Genomic DNA, 17263 nt, shown 5'->3' on the forward strand with positions numbered 1-17263 from the left:
TGGGACATTTTCTCAAGTGAATCCTATAGTGACATTATCACAAGTTAACAACACCGAGACATCGTAGCCATTGCCAGCGGTCCCTGCCGGTGCTATACTGGTTGTATTCAGGAAGGTTTTTAAGCGAGGAGGAAACGATATGAACATTTTAGTAATAACAGGAAGCCCACGGAAGGGTGGAAATACGGACATTATGGCAGAAGCCTTCGCCGAAGGAGCGCGGGAAAGCGGCAATCAGGTGGTGATAAAGAATGCGGGCGCAATGAAAATCGCTCCGTGCATGGCCTGCGAATACTGTTTTGCCCACGATGGGGAATGTATTCAGAAGGATGATATGGCCGAAATTCTGGCGGAGACAGATAAAGCCGATATGGTGGTATTTGCTTCTCCCATCTATTGGTTCAGCATGTCGGCGCAGATCAAACTGGCAATCGACCGCCTTTATGCCCATGCAGTAAAAGGTTTTCATCCGACCCAGACCGCATTGCTCTTGAATGCCATGTCGGAAGGCGTTTTCGACAGCGCCGTAAACCAGTACAAGTATATGAGCAATTATCTCAACTGGACGAACAAGGGAATTATAACCATCGCGGGAATGAACGAAAAGGGGTCGATGAAGGATTCCCCCAAGCTGAGAGATGTGGTTGAATTGGGAAAGAGCATCCGCTGAAAACGATACCCGGCAGTCATACAAAAAAGCCGCCTTTGAAGAGGCGGTTTTTTAATGTATCAATTTAAAGGCCGCTTTCCCTCGATAAGTACAGCCGGATAAATTCATCCAAAGGCAGCGGTCTGCTGAAAAGATAGCCTTGAGCAATATCGCAGGCGAACCGGTGGAGCATATCAAACTGATCTTCCGTTTCAACTCCTTCGGCCACCAAATTAATGCCCAGCTTCTTGCAGAGTTCCACGATCGTCTGGATGAGAAGCTGCGCTTTTTCATTTTTTACAACGTCATCCACCAGACTTTTATCAATCTTCAGCTCATCAAAATCCATAGAAGTAAAGAGAGAAAGGTTTGCGTACTTTACTCCGAAATCGTCGATGGAAATGGAAAACCCCGCGTCCTTTACCTGCTTCAGAATGGTGACGATCTCAGAAGAAAGCTCCGATTCCGCACCTTCGGTAATCTCAATCAGAATCAGATTTTGAGGAATGTCATAGGAATGCCAGATTTCCAAAAGATTCTCCAAAAAGTGAGCCTGGGTCAAGGTGTATCTGGAAAAATTCACAGATACGGGAATTACCGTGCGCCCTTCATTTTGCCATATCTGCAGAGTCCTGCAGACATAGCGGAACACATAAAAATCAAGCATATAGATTAAACGGGCGCTTTCCAAAACAGGGATAAACTGGGCCGGCGATACCATGGTCCCGTTTTTATCCACATAACGGACAAGCGCCTCCGCGCCTGCCAGATGTCTGTCCGCAAAAGAAAGCTTTGGCTGAAAATAAACCGGAAACGCGCCATCCGACAGGAGCGCATACAGGGTCTGGGGGTTGCTCAGTTCCAGAAAATGATCGTTGATATAGCGATAACGGCTGGTCTGAGGGTTTTTCCGGTAATAGGCTTTTTTATCCGCATACATCTGTTCATCGGCTCTGCTGATGAGCTGCTGGATATTGTCGCAATTTTTGCTCCACGTCGCCCCAATCGCGGCATTGTATTCCTGATTATTGATAAAAGCTTTTTTCAGTGCCCAGACTCTGGAATCGAAGTCGTCCTTTGACAGCGGTCCGCAGATGACAACGAACTCATCGCCGCCGACGCGATAAATGCTATCATGGGGAAAAACGGAAGCAATTTTTGTCGCCGTGTTTGTCAGGGCAAGGTCCCCGTAATTATGTCCCTGATTGTCATTGATGGCCTTAAGTCCATTGAGATCCACATAGAGGATTCCGATGTCGCGGCAGGGAGAGACGCTCAACTTTTCCACATCTTTTATAAAGCGATTACGGTTGTGGACGCTGGTGAGCGTATCCTGATAGCTCAATCTGCGAAGAAGCTTTTCCGTCTCCTGTTTTTCAATGACAGATGTAAGAAAATAGCTGAGGGTCGTAAATATCAGCGGAATGTGCTGAATATTTTCTGACGGGGGATTATCAACGCCGATATATCCCAGCAGGCTGCCTTCTGAGGCCAGCGGTGCCGCCACCAGGCTGTGGATGTTCTGATTGATAAGGACCTGATATTCGTCCGGGGAGATGTCCCGTATTTCCCCTATATCTTCAATTACCACACATTCCTGACGGTTGAAAGACGGACGCCACCGCTGTACAAGGCTGATATCCATATTCTGAAGATTATCCTTTTCCGGCTGAATTCCGGGGGCGCACCATTCGTAGGTATTGTCCATCCTCGTTCCGCGGATCTCAAAAATATAGGCGCGTTCCGCTTCCAAAAAACGTCCCAGGGTATCCAGCAGTTTATTAACGATTGTTTCCAGAGATTCGGGCTGATGAAGAATCTTAGCACAGTCTATGATGAGCCCAGCCGAACGTACCAGGCGTTCAAGAGCTTTTTTCTGAAGCTCCAGTTCCGTGACTTCAAAGGCAACCTCAAAGCGGGCCGGTTTTCCCTCCCAATCGATCAGGCTGTCCTTCAATATGTAATAGCCGTCAACAGACGGGTTATAAAACTCCCAGGTATAGACCTCCTCATGGGTCAGGCGGTCGTTGGTACAGAATTCACAGGGATGGTCTCTGCCCTGAAGAAGTTCATAACATTTTTTCCCCTCTGTGGAACCTGCTTCAAATTTTTCCCTGCCCGGTTTATTCAAATAGAGGAGCTCGTAAGTCTCGATATCAGCAATGTAAACCAGCTCAGATATGGCATCGAGCATTTCAAAAGCTTTTTGCATCCGGAATCTCCTTTGGTCCGTAATAGTTAGTTTTTTCCTGAATATATTATCGCATTAAAAAACGCAAGAGTCAAGGAATTGCATAGTGTCAAGAGGATATGGGGTTTGACTTATGATGGGTTATTGGCTATACTGAGAGAAAGACTTTGTTGTATTTACAACGGAAAGGCCGGAACCTATATGAATCATTCAAAACTGTTCGCAGGGATTCACCCGCAGGACATTGACTCGCTCCTGAATTGTCTTTCCGCAAGGCGGCAGATTTACGAAAAACATGAATTCGTGTTCACAGCAGGAGACCATGCCGCGCTGACCGGAATCGTCGTTTCGGGCAGCCTGCGGATTCTGAAAGAAGATTACTGGGGAAACCGGACGATCATCGAAAATTTGGCTCCCGGAGATGTCTTTGGGGAAGCCTTCTGCTGTGCGGAGACTGAGATCATTCCGGTCAGCGTCATGGCCGGAGAACGGACGGAGGTTCTGCTGCTGGATTATAAGAAAATCCTCACCACATGCCCCCGTTCCTGTCAGTTCCACACAAAAATCATCGGCAACATGATGAAAATTCTCGCACAGAAGAATATTGCCCTCATGCAGAAGATGGAACATATTACAAAGCGGACCACCAGAGAAAAGCTTCTCTCTTATCTTTCCGCCCAGGCAATTCTGCGGGGAACCAGTGACTTTGATATCCCATTTAACCGTCAGGAACTGGCCGATTACCTGTCGGTAGACCGAAGCGCCATGTCGGCTGAGCTGGGAAAAATGAAGGATGAAGGGTTGCTGGACTACAGCAGGAATCACTTTACTTTGAGCAGGAAAGAAGGACTCAGTTATGACAAAATGTGAAGAAGAAAAAGATCTTTTCCCGGGCATGTCTCTGGAACATTGGGTGTTCGGGGAAATCATGGACAAATTGAACGCCAACGTCTATGTCACCGACATGGAGACAGACCGAATCCTCTTTATGAATAAACGGATGAAAGAGGCATTCGGTCTAAAGGATCCCATCGGAAAAATCTGTTGGAGAGAACTGAAAAACGGGCTGAGTCACCGATGTGACAATTGCCCGCTCTTTCAGCTGGAAAAAGATAAGGCTGCGGGCGATTCCTATATGTGGGAAGCCGATAACATGGCAAATGATCGGATCTACGAATGTTTTGACAGCCTCATCAACTGGCATGACGGGCGAACCGCGCATTTCCATTATTCCCTGGACATCACGGAAATGAAGAGACTGTACGCGCAGGCCAGCACCGATGAGCTGACCGGGGTATTAAACCGCAGAGCGGGGAAAACCGCCCTGGAAAAGTCTCTGAAAAGGGCGAAAAAGGCCGGCGAACCACTGGTAATCGCCATGATCGACGCCAATGAACTGAAACGGGTCAACGACCAATTCGGTCATCAGGCCGGAGATCAGCTGTTGATTGCCATAACCCGGAAGATCGGTGACGTGCTGCAGAAAAAAGAATACATGTTTCGGCTGGGCGGAGATGAATTTGTAGTGGTTTTTTCCTGCACGAGAGAAAAGGAAGCCAAAGAAAGGCTGGAGGGCGCGCTGCACAGCTTTAGCAAGGATGAACGATCGGAGCTGCTGCCGGGCGATATCTTTTGCTATGGTGTGGTCAGCATAGACAGTGAGCTGACCGATTCGGTAGAGGACGCGCTCAATGCCGCGGATGAAAAGCTCTATCAATACAAACGGGCGGCTCATATCAGGAGGGCCAACGAAAAACTGAATCAGGGACAGAGCCAGGCGGAACCGGAATCGTTTTTCTATAATAAGGATCTGCTCTATGACGCCCTTTCTCAAAGCACGGATGATTACATATACGTGTGCAATATGAAGACCGGCGTGTTTCTGTATCCCCAGGCTATGGTGGATGAGTTCGAGCTTCCGGGACGGGTCATACATAATGCGGCGGCAGTCTGGGGCGCAAGGGTGCACGAGCACGATAAGGCGGCCTTTCTGGAATCAAACCAGGAGATCGCAGACGGAAGAACAGACTGCCATAGTGTGGAATACCGGGCAAAAAATCACGAGGGGAAGTGGGTATGGGTTCGGTGCAGAGGCCATCTGGAGCGGGATGAGAACGGGGAACCGGAGCTCTTTGCAGGGATTATCACAAATCTGGGCAATAAAAACAGGGTCGATCATCTGACAGGACTCTTCAATAAATATGAATTTATACACCAGCTTGAACAGCTGACAGAAGAAGACCGGGATGCTCCGTTCTTACTTCTTCATATGGGCCTGGACAATTTAAAAAGGGTCAATGATCTGTACGACCGCCATTTTGGTGATGAAGTGATACGCATTGCGGCGCAGAGGATACAGAGCCTTCTGCCCAACAACGGAATGCTCTTTCGTCTGGACGGGGATGAGTTCGCAGCGATCCTCTTTGGTGAAGGCAAAGAAATGGCGCAGAACTTCTACCGGTCCCTGCAGAAATCCTTTGGCAAACAGCAGAGCTACGATAACCGGACTTTTTTCTGCACCGTATCCTGTGGCTGCGTGGCTTTTCCTGAATATGCCGCGGCCTATATGGAGCTGATTAAATACGCCGGATATGCCCTCAACCACGCCAAGCAGAATGGCAAAAACCGAATTTCATTTTTTTCAAGAGAAATGCTGGTGGAAACGACCCGCGTGCTTGGGATCGAGCAGCTGCTCAGAGAGAGCATTAATAACGGTTTCAAGGGGTTTGAAGCGTATTTTCAGCCGGTCTTTAATAAAGAGAAAAAATTAATCGGAGCTGAGTGCCTGTGCAGATGGGCCAGTGAAAAATTCGGCAGGGTGGGCCCGGACGAATTCATTCCTCTGCTGGAAAAAAACGGGCTGATTCTGAAGCTGGGCAGATGGATTTTTGAAGAGGCGGTCAAAAAATGTTCCCAATGGCAACAGCAGGGATATCCCATCCGCATCAGCGTCAATCTTTCCGCCAGTCAGCTGGAAGATGAAGGACTGCTGGACTTCATACGGGCAACCATCAGCAAGTATCATGCGGACCCGGGGCTGTTAATGCTGGAATTGACAGAGAGCTATTTTGCCAACAACGGAAATGAGCTTTCGATGATTCTCTCCCAATGCCGGGAGATGGGAATGTCGGTAGCCATCGACGACTTCGGTACCGGATACTCCTCTCTGGGGCTGCTGAAGCTGGCGCCCGCCGATGTGGTTAAGATCGACCGGACGTTTATAAAAGGCATACGGGACAGAAAATTTGATCGTTCTTTTGTCAGCCTGATCGCGGATCTGTGCCACGTGATGAATATGGAGGTCTGTGTGGAAGGCGTGGAGGATGAAGAGGATTTTTCGGCAGTAGGCGAGATGGATATTCAGTACATCCAGGGCTTTTATCTGGGCAGGCCGGTGCCCAAAAGAAGCTTTGAAGAAATGTTTTTAATAAAATTTTAAGAAAACTTCCGCAGAAATTACATGGAAGTTATTGTACAATAACAGAATACGGGAATAGAGACGAGCACAGAATAAAAAAGGAGTCAACAAATGATTATTGAAAAAAAGGATAATTTCCGATTGGACGAGACAGCAGTACCGGCGGCCCTCAAACCGCTCATGGATGAATTTCAGGATTACGTGCTCCTGCGGAACATTTATCATGCGGCTATTCGGGAAGTAAGCACCAAACTGGAGATTCTGGATGATGAATTCCAGGTGAGATATGATTACAACCCGATCCATCATATGGAATGCAGACTCAAGTCTCCACAGAGCCTTTTTGAAAAGCTGGAGAGAAAAGGACTGGACATTCGGCTTGAATCTTTTTATAAAATTACCGACATTGCGGGCATCCGGGTTATCTGCAATTATATTGACGATGTATACGCGGTGGCTTCTCTGCTGCTGCAGCAGGACGACATCAAGCTGCTGCGGCGCAGCGATTACATCAAAGACCCTAAAGAAAGCGGATACAGGAGCCTTCATCTGGTAGTGCAGATACCGGTGTTCCTATCGGACCGTACCGAGCTGGTTCCTGTGGAAATCCAGTTCCGGACCATTGCTATGGATACCTGGGCAAGTCTGGAACACGAGCTTAAGTATAAACGGGTCGGCGGAATTACTCCGCAGATGGAGCAGGAATTGAAGGACTGCGCGGAAGCCATGGCTGAGGTTGACCGAAAGATGGAACAGATACATAAAGACCTGTAATATGTCTCCTGTGTGAACGATCCATGTAGATTTGTTTCAAATCTTTAAAACACAGTGCGAATATGATATGATATTTACCGGATCGCTGCGGCCCGGAGAAACGGGCGGACACAGCGGAACCCATGCGGGCGCGGTCCGCAAAGAATAGAATCGCGATGATTTGCGAAAAAATAAAAGAGAAAGAGGAAGTTATGAAAAAGAAACTGATTGCATTGACTTTGATCGTATGCCTGATCGCTGTGATGGGGCTGACCGGGTGCGGCAGCAAGCCTTACAGCCAGTACGACCTGTCGGAATATGTAAAGGTAGGAAATTACAAGGGACTGGAGATGGAGAAAATCAGTGTCTCCGTATCCGATGAAGAGGTGACTGCAAAAGTCCAGTCCAATGTGGAGGACTCCAAGACTACGGAAAAGAAGAAAGAAGGCACTGTAGCAAAAGGCGATAAAGTGAATATCGACTATGAAGGAAAGATCGACGGCAAAGTCTTCGAAGGAGGCAGCAAGAAAGGCGATGATCTGACCATCGGTTCAGGCCAGTTTATACCGGGCTTTGAGGACGGCCTCATCGGTAAAGAGATCGGCTCAACCCAGGACCTGAACCTGAAATTCCCGGACGATTACCAAAATACGGACGTAGCCGGCAAGGCCGTGGTGTTCACGGTGAAGATCAACTACGTTTCCGTAGATACGATCCCGGAATACAACGACGCGTGGGTGGCAAAAAACAGCAAGGTCAAAACGACTGCCGAGTATGAAAAGCAGGTGAAAGAGCAGCTGCTGAAAGATAAAGAAGAAGAGGAAAAGAACACCAGAAAGAACGACCTCTGGCAAGAAGTCTTCGACAGTTCGGAAGTTATCAAATATCCGGAAGAAGAAGTAAATGAATACGTAAAGGTTTTGGAAGAACAGTATCAGAAGATGGCTAAAACCTACAGCATGGAACTGAAAGACATCTGGCAGCAGATGGGCATCCAGTCTGAGGAAGAATATAACGAAAAGAATAAGCAGGCTGCCCAGGAGTATGTAAAAGAACAGATGGTTTCCTACTATATAGCGGACAAGGAAAAGCTCAGCTATACGAAGGATGACGAAAAGAAGCTGCGCAGTCAGATCGAGGAGTCGGGATACACGGAAGACACCTTTAAGGAAAACTTCGGCGAAGATATCGACTCTTATGTGGAGCTTTCCCTGACCTATGAGAAAGTCATCGACTTCATCTATGACAACGCCAAAACCGTAGATAAAAAGACAGAGACGAAAGCAACCAAGGAATCAACCGAAGAAACAAAGGCAACGGATTCCACGGACGCCACTACGGAAGGAAAAGGGGCGGATGACGCCACTTCCAACGATGAGCCGGGCGGCGCCGATGCGTAGGGCATTGGAACAATAATTTAAAAAAATCATTGAAATGGACTGCAAGGTGTGGTAATATCGTTACGTTAGTTTATCGATCAAGCCCGAACTTGCAGTCTTTGTTTTGGGTGAGAAAGACATTCTGATTCTCTGGAGAGTCTCAAAATGAGCGCCGAAGGTGTAAGGCGGATTGCCGCCGATCTCTCAGGCAAAAGGACAGAGCAGATAGTTTATGATTATCTTAATAGCTTTGCCCGGTCTCTGGAAAGTCGAATTATTCGGCTTTTTATTTTTTTAAGCGCAGTTTTATTCGCAATTATATCAAATGAAGAGAGGGTAGAAAAAAATGGACCAAGTGACTAAAGTACTGGAAAGCATTGATGGTGTGGTATGGGGCGTACCGATGATCGTACTGATTATGGGAACCGGCATCTTTCTGACCATCCGGCTGGGAGTGCTCCAGTTCCGCAAACTGGGAACAGCACTCAAGTACATGGTAAAAAATGAAGTTAACGGAGAGGGAGAAGTAACCAGCTTCGGAGCGCTCTGTACGGCGATGGCCGCGACCATCGGTACGGGAAACATCGTCGGCGTTGCTACGGCTGTAATCGCTGGTGGACCCGGAGCGCTGTTCTGGATGATTCTGGCGGCCTGCTTTGGTATGGCTACAAAATACTCGGAAGGCGTTCTCTCAATCAAGTACAGAGTTCTCAAGCCGGACGGGCATGCTCTCGGCGGACCGTTCTACTACATAGAAAACGGAATGGGACGTAACTGGAAGTGGCTGGCAAAATTATTTGCCACATTTGGCCTGCTGGCAGGTCTTTTGGGAATCGGTACCATTACACAGGTAAATGGAATCGCGTCCGCGGCACAGGAATTTTTTGATCCCAACAGCCAGCATACAATTGCGCTGCTTGGCAGGGATTACTCCATTTCCGTTGTGATTACGGCAATCGTTGTCGCGGCATTGACGGCTCTGGTGGTTATCGGAGGAATTAAGAGAATCGCCAGCGTAACCACGATCGTTGTGCCCTTTATGGCCATCGCTTACGTTCTGATCTGCGTTTGTATCCTGATCGCCAATATCCGGTCAATTCCGGGCGCAGTCGTTGAGGTTGTTGCCAGCGCCTTTGGATTGAGAGCTATGGCGGGCGGAGCCCTGGGAGCTTTGATGCTGGCTATGCAAAAAGGTGTTGCCAGAGGAATCTTTTCCAACGAGGCCGGCCTGGGAAGCGCGCCGATCGCAGCCGCGGCCGCACAGACAAAAGAACCGGTAAGACAGGGACTCATCTCCATGACCGGTACCTTTATTGATACTATCGTAATCTGTACCATGACCGGTCTGACGATTATGGTAACAGGTGCTTATGATAAAGCAGTAGCAGAGGGACTTGAAGGCGCACAGGTAACGTCCTTCGCCTTTGGAGAAGGCCTTCCGTGGTCCGCGGGAACCGGCTCCTTCGTGCTGATGCTCTGCCTGGCATTCTTTGCCTTTACAACCATCCTTGGATGGGACTATTACAGCGAACGCTGTCTGGAGTATCTGTCCAACGGACATAAAGGCGTGCTCACTACATACAGATGGCTGTACATCCTGGCTGTTTTAGTAGGCCCGTTCATCACCGTAAGCGCGGTATGGACCATCGCCGATATCTTTAACGGATTGATGGCGATTCCGAACCTGATCGCTCTGCTGGCTCTCAATGGCGTCATTGTGGCTGAGACCAGGAGCTATTTTAAGCGGATCAGCGAAAACAGACTTCAGTAAGCAGGTCGATGAAAGCTTGACATAAAAAAACGGCGGAATAAGAATCAAAAAAGCGTTCTTATTTCCGCCGTTTTTTAATATATTTAAAAGGACAAACATTAAAAGGGGGATAAAGTATGTTAAATACAGAGAATATTAAAAATAAAGAAGTGATCAATATTTATGACGGCAAGAGCCTGGGATTTGTATATGATATTGAGATAAATCTGAAAGAGGGAAAAATCGAAGGCATCGTTCTGCCGGGACAGCGGGGATTTTTCAACCTGTTCGGCAGAGATACGGAAGATTTCGTTATTAAATGGAAGAATGTGAAAACCGTGGGAGAGGACGTAATCCTGGTCGATGTGCCGACATCCCTGGATTCCATGGATTAAAATGAATAAAAGCGGAGTGCCGCCAAAAAACACAGAATGCCAATAAAAAACAAACCTGCCGGGAACTGCTAAAAAATCCAGTATATTCGCAGGTTTATTCAAAATTAAATAAAAATCAAGGATGATGAATACAAGTGAATGATCCGGATAAAACGGATTAACGCAGGAAATAAAAGAAAAGAAGCCTTCCAAAACAGCAGAATGCTATTTGAATTTGAATAGATTTCTGCTGTTTTTTAGTGGGAAACGCCAGAAAATCAACACTTTCTAAAGTGGCACGGAGATTGCGTAATAATTATACGGTCAAAAGGCGAATAGGGATTGGGGACCTATTTAATAACTATTTATAAAAGATTTATGAAAGGAAGGTTTAATTATGGGAAACAACATTGCGGCCGGAAGGCCGAATGAAAAGTTACCTTTTAAGGTCAAGCTGGGATATGGTTTGTCCGGCTACTGCAGCTTTATCACCTGGACCGCGTTCAGTTATTACGGGCTGTATTTCTTTACGGATGTAGTAGGTCTGTCGGCAGCTTTCGCAGGTGCGATGATTTCACTGGGTACTCTGTGGGACGCGATTACGGACCCGATTGTCGGAGGCATTTCCGATAACCTCAAGTGGAAGAGCGGAAGGAGGCGCCCGCTTATCATTGGCGTAGCGCTGCCGTTTGTTTTCATCAGTATTCTGCTCTTTACCAACTGGGGCTTCAGTGAAGCTGTTTCTAAAGTATATTTTGTAATCATCATACTACTTTACTACACAGCACAGACCGTACTCGACATTTCAAGCTCAGCTCTGGGTTCAGAAATGACATTGGACTACAATGAGAGAGCTTCACTGGCTACTTTTAAAAACTACTTCGGTCTGACGGCGACCGTTGCCATCAGCCCGACGTTGATGCTGGTAGCGTACTTTGGCGGAATGTTTGATAACGCCGACCGGGGATGGAGCTGTACGCTGGCTCTTTACATGCTGGTGGCTCTGCTCTTCATCTTCATCCTCTGGAAGACGACCAAGGGATATGAAAGACACAGAGAAGACAGCGGAAAGTTCTCCTTTGCCGATATCAAGGATATCTTCAAAAGCAAGCCGACCAGAATTGTTATGCTGATTTTCGGTATTGCGATCTTTGCCAATACCATCAACTATGCGCTGCAGGTTTACTACTACACCAACTACGCGCAGTTATCGGAGGGCCGGATCGCCAGCGTAACCTTAGTGTTCGGCGTAGCCAGCATTTTCTGCGCATGGATTACGGACAGGCTGATGCAGAAGCTTTCCAAGAAGGCTGCATGGGTCATTGCCATTGGTCTGGAAGCAGTTGTAATGATTGTGATGATCGGATTCATCATCCAGCCGGGCAATGTGGCGGCGATCTATGTTCTGGCAATTCTGATGTCACTGGGCAACGCGGCGGTATATCAGGTTCCATGGGCTATGATTCCGGACTGCGTGGATGTTACGGAGCTTACATCAGGAAAGAGAGTCGACGGCGTGATCTTTGGCGTGGTCGCCTTTATCCAGAAAGCCTGCGGAGCTTTGGGCGCAGCCGTTCTCGGTACACTGCTCACAGTCATCGGATACAATGCCGCAGCTGCGGAGCAGACGGCGGAAGCGTTATCAGGGCTTAAATACATGTACGCGTTCTTATGCGGCGGAATTTATCTCGTCACTGTGCTGATTATACTCAAGTACCCATTGAGCAGAGAAAAGCACGACAGAGTTCGTCAGGCAATTGCGGACAGAAAACAGGGGAAAGAAATCGATATGGCGGAATTCAAGGATCTTGTTTAAGAATCCCGCGTAAATAAAAAGGAGTATATCATGAAAGTTAAAAAAATTGTGGATTTATCATGGGAAGTATCGGACAACAGCCCGATTTATCCCGGAGATCCTGAACCAAAAGTCACAACGACACACACTATCGAGAAGGATTATTACAATCTTTCCGGCGTTTATGTGGGAACACAGACCGGAACCCATGTGGACGCGCCTTATCACTTCCGGAACGACGGCGATACAATCGACAAGATGGAGCTGGACTTCTTCTTTGGCGAAGCGGTGGTGATCCGCGTTACGGACAAGAAAGAAAATGAAAAGATCACCATGGAAGACGTTAAGCCATACGATGAAAAGATCAAGGACGGAACCATCGTTCTCTTCAATACCAACTGGTACAAGACAAGAGGCACGGAAAAATTTTATAACCATCCGTTCGTAGCCGGCGAAGTGGCGGAGTATCTCGTTGACAAGGGCGTCCGCTTTATCGGTATTGACACCATGAATGCCGACCAGTCGGGCGGAACGGAATTCCCGGTCCACGACCTGTTCTCCGAAAAGAGACTGATGATCGGTGAAAACTGGGCATATCTGGATCAGATTGATTTCGACAACGTAGTGGTAGCCGCTTTTCCGCTTAAGATAGCAGGGACCGACGGTTCCCCGGTGAGAGCCGTTGCTATGGAAATTGAATAAAACAAGTGATTTGGGAGGCGGGCTGTGCCATTGCAAAGTGTAAGCGCCGGTCCGGACACCCGCTGCCCAAAGAGGCAGGGAATTACAGGAGATCTGTTGAAAAACGGTTCTCCTGTTTTTTTTGTGTAAAATTGACGTGAACCACAATATGTAGTAAAATCACTATGTTGGGTTACAGGAATAGTAGTGATAGGAGGATATTGAGATGAGATGCCCGTTTTGCGAAAATCAGGATACCAAGGTAATCGACTCCCGGCACACGGAGGATGGACATGCCATTCGCAGGAGACGCGAGTGCGATGCCTGCGGAAAGAGGTTCACCACCTATGAAAAAGTGGAAGAGATGATCCTCATGGTCATTAAGAAAGACGGCAGGAGAGAAGCGTTTGATCGGAACAAGATCATGAACGGAATCATCCGGGCCTGTGAAAAACGGCCGGTGCCCATGGCTGAAATCGAAAAGGTGGTCGATGAAATCGAGCGCGGCCTCAATAATATGATGGAAAAGGAAGTGGACAGCACCTTTATCGGCGAGCTGATCATGGAACGTCTGCGCAAGCTGGATGAAGTGGCCTATGTGCGTTTTGCTTCCGTATACAGACAATTTACCGACATCAATACTTTTGTAGCCGAAATCGAAAAACTGCTTATAACGAAAAAAGGCAAGTAAAGGAAGCGAAAACATGGATAAAATAATCAGAGTAGCGATCGACGGGCCCAGCGGCGCGGGAAAAAGCACCATTGCCAAGGCAGTGGCAAAAAAACTGGGTATCGACTATATCGACACAGGCGCCATGTACCGTGCGGTAGGGTACAAAACCCTCAGCTGCGGCGTTGATCCAAAGGACAGACAGGCGCTGAAAGACATGCTGGATTCCACAGTCATCGACTTTTCCGGGGGAAACATCATACTGGACGGAGAAATCATCAACGATAAAATCCGAACTCCCCGGATTTCAAAGAAAGCCTCCGAATGTTCGGCGCTGGCGGAGGTGCGGGAAAAGCTGGTCCAGCTCCAGAGGGGAATGGGGCAGGAAAAGAGCGTCATTATGGATGGAAGGGACATTGGCAGCAATGTGCTGACCGACGCGGAATATAAGTTTTTCATGACTGCCTCAGCGGAGGAACGGGCCAAGCGCAGATATGAAGAGCTGGCGGAAAAAGGCCAGGATATCACCTACGAGCAAGTCCTGGAAGACATTAAAAAACGCGATCACAGCGATATGACCAGAGAGCTGAATCCGCTGCGCAAAGCGGAGGACGCCATTGAACTGGACACCACAGGCATGAGCATAGAGGATGTAACAAACTATATATTAAAGGAGATTGAGAAATAATGGCAACAGTAAGACCTTTTAAAGCAATAAGACCGGCGCAGAAATACGCGGACAAAGTGGCTTCCCTGCCCTATGATGTTATGAACCGTCAGGAAGCAAGCAAAATGGCGGAAGGAAATCCATACAGTTTTCTGCATATATGCAGATCGGAGATCGATCTGCCTCAGCAGAAAGACCCTTACGACAAGAGCGTATATGAAAAGGCAAAGCGCAATATCGAAGAATTTCTGGACAAAGGTGTTTTGATCCAGGAGGATGAGCCGGCGCTGTACATCTACCGTCAGGTTATGGACGGACGGGTGCAGACCGGAATCGTGGGCACCGTATCGGTGGACGAGTATCAGAACAACACCATCAAAAAACATGAGTTCACCCGCGTGGAAAAAGAACTGGACCGCATCAATCATTTTGACGTATGCAATGCCAATACGGAGCCGGTGTTCCTGACTTACCGGGACGATAAAAGAATCCGGGTTCTGGTGGAAGGCTGGGCTGCCGGCAACAAGCCGGTCTATGATTTTACCGGCGAAGACGGAATTCAGCATACCCTGTGGGTGGTAGACGATGCTGACACAGTGGAAAGCCTCACTTCCCTCTTCGGTGAAATTCCTTCCCTGTATATTGCCGACGGTCATCACAGGAGCGCGTCGGCCTGCAAGGTGGGTTTAAAGCGCAGAGAAGAAAATCCCGATTACACGGGCGAAGAAGAATTTAACTTCTTCATGGCAGTGGTTTTCCCTGATTCCGACCTGCATATCTTTGACTACAACCGGGTGGTAAAGGATCTCAACGGCAATACGGTGGAAAGCCTGATGGAAAAAATCAGAGACGCCGGATTTAAGATCGACAAAAAAGGTGAGGACATCTATCGTCCGGAAGAAAAGCATTGCTTCGGCATGTTCCTGGAAGGAAACTGGTATCGGCTTACCGCCAAAGAGGAGATCATTCCCGACCATGTGATCGACTCTCTGGACGTTGCCATCCTGCAGAATAATATTCTGGGGCCGATTCTGGGCATTGAAGACCCGAGAACAGACAAGCGAATTGATTTTGTCGGCGGAATCCGCGGTCTGGAAGAACTGGAAAGACGGTGCGGCGAAGATATGAAGATTGCTTTTGCCGTACATCCTGTGGAGATCGGGGATCTGCTGAACGTATCGGATAACGATATGGTTATGCCTCCGAAATCCACCTGGTTTGAGCCGAAGCTTGGCAGCGGCCTTTTCGTGCATCAGCTGTAGAGAAAACGCAGTATAAACACTCCTTTAAAGGGCAAAGATACTTTTAAAGGAGTGTTTTTGATTATGAGGAAGAGAATGTTATTTGTGGGAGCCGTTCTGGGCGCGCTGGTAATCGCGCTGATCGGCCGTCTGGCCTATATTCAGTTCTGGGGACACGACGATCTCAGCCGGGCCGCCGCTGCGCAGCAGATGATCGCTCTGGAGGGCGCCAATACCAGAGGCTTGATTTATGACCGCAACAATACGCCTCTGGTGGGAAACAATCAGGAATACATTTTTATCATACGTGAAAAAAATTTTGACGGAGAAACAAAACGGGCGCTGAATTTAATGGGAGCCAGGGAGCTGAAAAATACGGGCAGCGATTATAAAGTGTTCGCCTCAAAGCGCTATGACAAGGAGCTGGGACAGCAGCTGATCCGCAATTCCTCCGCTTACATCATCGAAGCCGGAAGACGGTACGGCCAGCAGCAAAAAGCCGTGCACATCCTGGGTTACGTCAACCCGCAGGATGCCAGCGGCGCTACGGGTATCGAGCTGATGTGCGATAATCAGCTGTCCCTGCTCAATAAGAGGATCTTTACAACAGCGGATGTGAGAGGAAACATTATGCAGGGGAGAGGACTGGTGGTTTCCACGGCCATGGATCAGGACGCCTATGTGAAAAAGGGCGTCGTGACGACCCTGGACGCGGGGCTGCAGGGGGCTGTGGAGGATATCCTGCGGGGTTCCGGGAAGAATGGGGCGATTGTTGTGCTTAAAAGCGATACCGGAGAGATCGTAGCCTCCGCCAGCACGCCTGTTTTTGATCCCAACCGGGTCAGCGAATATATGAACAGCGATAAAAACGAGTTGGTCAATAAGGTCACCCAGGGGACCTATCCGCCGGGATCGGTCTTTAAGATCGTGCTGGCAGCCGCGGCAATGGAACAGGGGATCAGCCCGGATAAAACCTTTGTCTGCAAAGGCTATGAAACAATCAACGGAAAGCAGATAAAATGCAAGACCGGGGGAGAGCAGGGCCATGGGACCATTACCCTGCGGGACGCTCTGGCTCAGTCCTGCAATTCGGCCTTTATCCAACTGGGACAGGAGCTGGGAGCGGAGACCATCATTGGGACAGCGGAAAAAATGGGTTTGGGACAAATCCCCATCAGGGATTATCCCGGACAGAAGACCGGAAATCTCATGACTGCGCAGCAGTCCCAGGGAGCGGCTATCGCCAATCTGTCCATCGGCCAGGGAGAGACTCTGGCAACGCCGCTACAGATCGCTCGCATGACCAATATCATCGCCAACGGCGGAGTCGATTCCGGAGTCCATATTCTGCTGGAAGATGGAGATAAAACAGAGGAAACGGTCATCAGCCCGGCTGCTGCGGAAGCGGTGCGCCAGATGATGGAAAAGACCATGACAGAGGGGTCAGGGAAGAGCCTGACCGCGGGTGTGGCCATGGCAGGGAAAACAGGGTCCGCGGAGTCAAATATAGGCGGCAGGGAAACGGTCCACGGCTGGATGACCGGTTTTGTTCCGGCTCAGGACCCGGAATATACCATTACGGTATTCGTGGAATCGGGAGAATCGGGAAGCCAGTCCGCAGGGCCGCTATTCGCGCAGGTGGCTCAGTATCTCAGCGACTCCAAAAGCTTTGAGCGCTCCCTCGATTTCTAAAAA

General features: G+C 48.6%; 14 protein-coding genes and 1 riboswitch. Of the genes, 13 read left to right on the forward strand and 1 reads right to left on the reverse strand.

Annotated features, from left to right (window positions below; genetic code table 11):
• The first annotated feature begins 139 nt into the window (after nucleotides 1–139).
• A complete protein-coding gene (locus NE619_RS14950; RefSeq protein ID WP_256133260.1) occupies nucleotides 140–670 on the forward strand; it encodes a flavodoxin family protein in 531 nt (176 codons plus the stop codon).
• Between the two features lie 64 nt (nucleotides 671–734).
• On the opposite strand, the gene NE619_RS14955 is transcribed toward NE619_RS14950, so the two are convergent.
• Nucleotides 735–2861 carry a sensor domain-containing phosphodiesterase gene (locus tag NE619_RS14955; protein ID WP_256133261.1) on the reverse strand — a complete coding sequence of 709 codons (2127 nt, stop codon included), beginning with the start codon at nucleotides 2859–2861 and terminating at the stop codon, nucleotides 735–737.
• 180 nt (nucleotides 2862–3041) lie between these two features.
• Between NE619_RS14955 and NE619_RS14960 the strand changes: the two genes are divergently transcribed.
• The 12 genes from NE619_RS14960 (at nucleotide 3042) to NE619_RS15015 (ending at nucleotide 17260) form a co-directional block, all read left to right on the forward strand.
• Nucleotides 3042–3710, forward strand: a complete 669-nt coding sequence (locus NE619_RS14960; protein ID WP_256133262.1) for a Crp/Fnr family transcriptional regulator — start codon at nucleotides 3042–3044, stop codon at nucleotides 3708–3710.
• Nucleotides 3697–6279 (forward strand): EAL domain-containing protein, encoded by a 2583-nt coding sequence (locus tag NE619_RS14965; RefSeq protein ID WP_256133263.1) that lies wholly within the window; start codon nucleotides 3697–3699, stop codon nucleotides 6277–6279. The genes NE619_RS14960 and NE619_RS14965 overlap by 14 nt, the downstream gene beginning before the upstream one ends.
• A gap of 90 nt (nucleotides 6280–6369) precedes the next feature.
• Nucleotides 6370–7032 (forward strand): GTP pyrophosphokinase family protein, encoded by a 663-nt coding sequence (locus tag NE619_RS14970; RefSeq protein ID WP_330640791.1) that lies wholly within the window; start codon nucleotides 6370–6372, stop codon nucleotides 7030–7032.
• A 191-nt stretch (nucleotides 7033–7223) separates the two neighbouring features.
• On the forward strand, nucleotides 7224–8411 hold the full coding sequence (tig, locus tag NE619_RS14975) for a trigger factor (RefSeq protein WP_256133264.1): 1188 nt from the start codon (nucleotides 7224–7226) through the stop codon (nucleotides 8409–8411).
• A 119-nt stretch (nucleotides 8412–8530) separates the two neighbouring features.
• Nucleotides 8531–8620: riboswitch (glycine riboswitch) on the forward strand.
• 116 nt (nucleotides 8621–8736) lie between these two features.
• The gene (locus NE619_RS14980) at nucleotides 8737–10161 is read left to right on the forward strand and encodes an alanine/glycine:cation symporter family protein (protein ID WP_256133265.1); all 1425 of its coding nucleotides are present in this window, start codon (nucleotides 8737–8739) and stop codon (nucleotides 10159–10161) included.
• 116 nt (nucleotides 10162–10277) lie between these two features.
• A complete protein-coding gene (locus NE619_RS14985; RefSeq protein ID WP_256133266.1) occupies nucleotides 10278–10535 on the forward strand; it encodes a YlmC/YmxH family sporulation protein in 258 nt (85 codons plus the stop codon).
• A 376-nt stretch (nucleotides 10536–10911) separates the two neighbouring features.
• Nucleotides 10912–12330 (forward strand): MFS transporter, encoded by a 1419-nt coding sequence (locus tag NE619_RS14990; RefSeq protein WP_256133267.1) that lies wholly within the window; start codon nucleotides 10912–10914, stop codon nucleotides 12328–12330.
• A 30-nt stretch (nucleotides 12331–12360) separates the two neighbouring features.
• Nucleotides 12361–13011, forward strand: a complete 651-nt coding sequence (locus tag NE619_RS14995; protein ID WP_256133268.1) for a cyclase family protein — start codon at nucleotides 12361–12363, stop codon at nucleotides 13009–13011.
• Nucleotides 13012–13216: 205 nt separating this feature from the next.
• Nucleotides 13217–13681, forward strand: coding sequence for a transcriptional regulator NrdR (gene nrdR, locus NE619_RS15000; RefSeq protein ID WP_256133269.1), 465 nt, complete (start codon nucleotides 13217–13219; stop codon nucleotides 13679–13681).
• A 13-nt stretch (nucleotides 13682–13694) separates the two neighbouring features.
• A complete protein-coding gene (gene cmk / locus NE619_RS15005) occupies nucleotides 13695–14348 on the forward strand; it encodes a (d)CMP kinase (protein WP_256133270.1) in 654 nt (217 codons plus the stop codon).
• Nucleotides 14348–15589 (forward strand): DUF1015 domain-containing protein, encoded by a 1242-nt coding sequence (locus NE619_RS15010; RefSeq protein WP_256133271.1) that lies wholly within the window; start codon nucleotides 14348–14350, stop codon nucleotides 15587–15589. The genes cmk and NE619_RS15010 overlap by 1 nt, the downstream gene beginning before the upstream one ends.
• Before the next feature lie 63 nt (nucleotides 15590–15652).
• Nucleotides 15653–17260 (forward strand): peptidoglycan D,D-transpeptidase FtsI family protein, encoded by a 1608-nt coding sequence (locus tag NE619_RS15015; RefSeq protein WP_256133272.1) that lies wholly within the window; start codon nucleotides 15653–15655, stop codon nucleotides 17258–17260.
• Nucleotides 17261–17263: the final 3 nt, after the last annotated feature.

This window comes from Anaerovorax odorimutans, from assembly GCF_024459955.1.
In the GTDB taxonomy this organism is placed as follows: domain Bacteria; phylum Bacillota; class Clostridia; order Peptostreptococcales; family Anaerovoracaceae; genus Hominibacterium; species Hominibacterium odorimutans_A.

What these genes read in the sequence shown, in the direction of transcription:
- NE619_RS14955 (WP_256133261.1), bottom strand. Translation starts at nt 2,861, where the DNA reads ATGCAAAAAGCTTTTGAAATGCTCGATGCCATATCTGAGCTGGTTTAC.
- NE619_RS14985 (WP_256133266.1), top strand. Translation starts at nt 10,278, where the DNA reads ATGTTAAATACAGAGAATATTAAAAATAAAGAAGTGATCAATATTTAT.
- cmk (WP_256133270.1), top strand. Translation starts at nt 13,695, where the DNA reads ATGGATAAAATAATCAGAGTAGCGATCGACGGGCCCAGCGGCGCGGGA.
- NE619_RS14980 (WP_256133265.1), top strand. Translation starts at nt 8,737, where the DNA reads ATGGACCAAGTGACTAAAGTACTGGAAAGCATTGATGGTGTGGTATGG.
- NE619_RS15010 (WP_256133271.1), top strand. Translation starts at nt 14,348, where the DNA reads ATGGCAACAGTAAGACCTTTTAAAGCAATAAGACCGGCGCAGAAATAC.
- NE619_RS14950 (WP_256133260.1), top strand. Translation starts at nt 140, where the DNA reads ATGAACATTTTAGTAATAACAGGAAGCCCACGGAAGGGTGGAAATACG.
- NE619_RS14965 (WP_256133263.1), top strand. Translation starts at nt 3,697, where the DNA reads ATGACAAAATGTGAAGAAGAAAAAGATCTTTTCCCGGGCATGTCTCTG.
- NE619_RS15015 (WP_256133272.1), top strand. Translation starts at nt 15,653, where the DNA reads ATGAGGAAGAGAATGTTATTTGTGGGAGCCGTTCTGGGCGCGCTGGTA.
- nrdR (WP_256133269.1), top strand. Translation starts at nt 13,217, where the DNA reads ATGAGATGCCCGTTTTGCGAAAATCAGGATACCAAGGTAATCGACTCC.
- NE619_RS14960 (WP_256133262.1), top strand. Translation starts at nt 3,042, where the DNA reads ATGAATCATTCAAAACTGTTCGCAGGGATTCACCCGCAGGACATTGAC.
- NE619_RS14990 (WP_256133267.1), top strand. Translation starts at nt 10,912, where the DNA reads ATGGGAAACAACATTGCGGCCGGAAGGCCGAATGAAAAGTTACCTTTT.
- NE619_RS14995 (WP_256133268.1), top strand. Translation starts at nt 12,361, where the DNA reads ATGAAAGTTAAAAAAATTGTGGATTTATCATGGGAAGTATCGGACAAC.
- NE619_RS14970 (WP_330640791.1), top strand. Translation starts at nt 6,370, where the DNA reads ATGATTATTGAAAAAAAGGATAATTTCCGATTGGACGAGACAGCAGTA.
- tig (WP_256133264.1), top strand. Translation starts at nt 7,224, where the DNA reads ATGAAAAAGAAACTGATTGCATTGACTTTGATCGTATGCCTGATCGCT.